2 protein-coding genes and 1 pseudogene are annotated in these 2,556 nt (G+C 66.7%); 2 read left to right on the forward strand and 1 reads right to left on the reverse strand.

Annotated features, from left to right (window positions below; all coding sequences use genetic code 11):
- A pseudogene (locus tag ACZ499_RS01720) lies at positions 1–238 on the forward strand (TetR/AcrR family transcriptional regulator); the annotation flags it as partial.
- Between the two features lie 688 nt (positions 239–926).
- Positions 927–1,535, forward strand: a complete 609-nt coding sequence (locus tag ACZ499_RS01725) for an Ig-like domain-containing protein (protein WP_468671085.1) — start codon at positions 927–929, stop codon at positions 1,533–1,535.
- Between the two features lie 348 nt (positions 1,536–1,883).
- On the opposite strand, the gene ACZ499_RS01730 is transcribed toward ACZ499_RS01725, so the two are convergent.
- The coding region (locus ACZ499_RS01730) for an IPT/TIG domain-containing protein (RefSeq protein ID WP_468671088.1) at positions 1,884–2,556 on the reverse strand (673 nt) is incomplete at its 5' end.

Here is a 2,556-nt window from a genome sequence, read left to right on the forward strand (position 1 = left end):
GTCCCGGGGGGAGGGGATGGGGATGGTGCGGGAGGGGGCGGGCCCGGACGTCTTTGGGCTCACGCCCTTCCCCCCTCTGGTGCGCGAGCCCCCCCTCCCCGACCCGCAGACCCTCGCGGACCAACTACTGGCCCCGCTGGCCCCCGAACTGTTCCGTCACCAACGCGAACTGGGCCTCAGCGTGGAGCGCATCGCGGCGGGGCTGGCTGTAATGGCGCATCGAACCCTCGGCTCCTGAGCCGACAGGAGGACCGAGTTGGGGCAACAAAAAAGCCCCGGCCGTCGGCCTGGGGCTCTTGCTCGGAGCGAGTGACGGGAATCGAACCCGCGCTCTGAGCTTGGGACTTGCCGGTGAAGTCGGGCAGGGTGCCGCCTGTCTTGGCGCCTGCCGGGTTCTGGTCCGTCGAGGGGGGAGCTCTCGGCGGTCTTCACCGCGCTGAACTCGATCTTCGTGCCGGAGGGCACCTGGCCCGCGCTGGGAGTCTGGAAGCACACCTTCCAGTTGCGGTCGAGGGTCTGATAGCGGCCCTGGCCGGTGGCGTCGTGGGAGGCCAGGTTGAGAGCTCCGCGGCCTGGGCTTGGTCCTGGGCGCTCTGGAGACCGATGCCGATGAGGTTGGGCAGCGGCTTGGCCGCAGGGGCGGCAAGGGTGGGCTGCTTGTCCGGCCCGGTGCGGGCCGCGCCGACGGCAGACCTCGGCGAAGGCGGCCGCTCTGAGAGCCGGCGCCCGCCCCACCTCCTCGAATTTTTATTCCTACTTCGCGCGCGGGCACAGATGCGGCCAACGCGACGGCGTGACATCCGGGTGAAACTCCTGGGCCAGATGAATAACTCGTACCGAATTCCGGAATGCTCAAACTCACACCGTAGGGTGATGCTCGTGGATCAGGCGTAAATCTCGCCTGACGTCCGATCAGGGAGACAGAAATGGTGACATGTTGGAAGGGTCCGGCCGCCTGGAAACTTACCTGGTTCGCCGCCTTGCCCGCCGTGGTGGTCTTTGCCTCGCCTGCGGCGGCGGCAGGCTCGTCGACCACGGCCCTGGCGTCGCCTTCGTCCGCGGTAATTGGGCAATCGGTGAGTCTGTCCGCGGTGGTGACCTGCCCGGTTGATCCCAGCGGCGGTCTCGGCGTGACGTTCCTCGACGGCGCGAATGAGCTGTTCACCGCGAAGGTAGACGGCAACGGGCAAACGGTGCCGCAGTCAGTCGAGCTGACCACCGTCGGCACGCATACGATCACGGCGTCCTACAGCGGCAACGGCAACGATAAATGCGGCGGTTCGTTTGACGAGACGACGGTTGTGATCTCAGCGGCGCCGGTACCTCCTCCGAACGGGAGCTGCCTCATCTTCTGCGGTGGCCTGGTCAACTTCAACTTCAACTTCAGCGGCAGCCACAACGAGATCGACATCCATAACTACAATGTGGTCAATTATCACAGCCACAACGAGGTCAATTACCACAGCCACAACAAGGTCGAAAACCACAGCCACAACAAGATCGACAACCACAGCCACAACAAGGTCGACAAGTAGGGCGGGCGTAGCGGGCACCTTCGGGCTCGGAAAGCTCGGAGTTCTATGCGTGCCTGGCCAAGAGGGGCGATGAGCTGTGCAACGCGCTGCTTTGCTCCGGCGGGCCGGTACGGACGTTGGCCGATCTCGCGCCCGAACGCCCGTGTGGGCACGGCGCGTTGCACGGTGGTCTCGACTGCGGCCGTATCGACGTCGCCCGGCTTCGCAGGACGCCGGCGGGTCTGCCTGCCCCGGCCGGTTCAGAGGCGGCGGCCTTGATGCTTACAAGCCGTTGATCGACCAGATGCTCCGGGCGGACCTGAACGGTCCGCAAGCGCAGTGGAGGCGAGGAGCGTTGTTCGTAGATTCCTAGATGCCGGGACGGGCGACACGTGTGTAGGTGAGGGAGTTGCTGGTGCCGCCGGCCGTGGTCACGCTGACGGGAACGGGGCCGGGCACCCCCGCTGGGGCGAGCGCGGCAATCGCAGTGTCCGACAGCACGGTGAAAGCTGCGGACGCGGCACCGCAGTGGACGGCGGTCGTGGTGGTCAGGCCGCTGCCGGTGAGAGTGACGCCGGATCCGGCGTCGGTGGGTCCCTGGTTCGGGGTAAGGGAGTTGAGGACCGGTGATGCCACGTATGTGTAGATGACGGAGTTGCTGATGCCGCCCGGTCCGGTGACAGTGACGGAGACAGAGCCTGTTCCCGCTGGGGCGACGGCGGTGATCTGGGTGGGGGAATTGACGGTGTAGCTGGTAGCGGGTGTGCTGCCGAAGGTGACCGCCGTGGCTCCGGTCAGGCCGGCCCCGGTGAGGATGACGGTGGTGCCGCCCGAGGACGGCCCCTGGCTCGGCGAAACGGCGGTGACAGCGGGCGCGTCGAGGTAGAAGAAGTAGACGGGGCCGGTTGTGCCGCCGGGCGTGGTGACGGTGATGGGTACGGCGCTTGTTCCCGCTGGGGCGACGGCGGTGATCTGGGTGGGGGAATTGACGGTGTAGCTGGTAGCGGGTGTGCTGCCGAAGGTGACCGCCGTGGCTCCGGTC

This window comes from Streptomyces sp. NPDC031265 (genome assembly GCF_055570295.1).

What these genes read in the sequence shown, in the direction of transcription:
- ACZ499_RS01725 (WP_468671085.1), top strand. Translation starts at nt 927, where the DNA reads ATGGTGACATGTTGGAAGGGTCCGGCCGCCTGGAAACTTACCTGGTTC.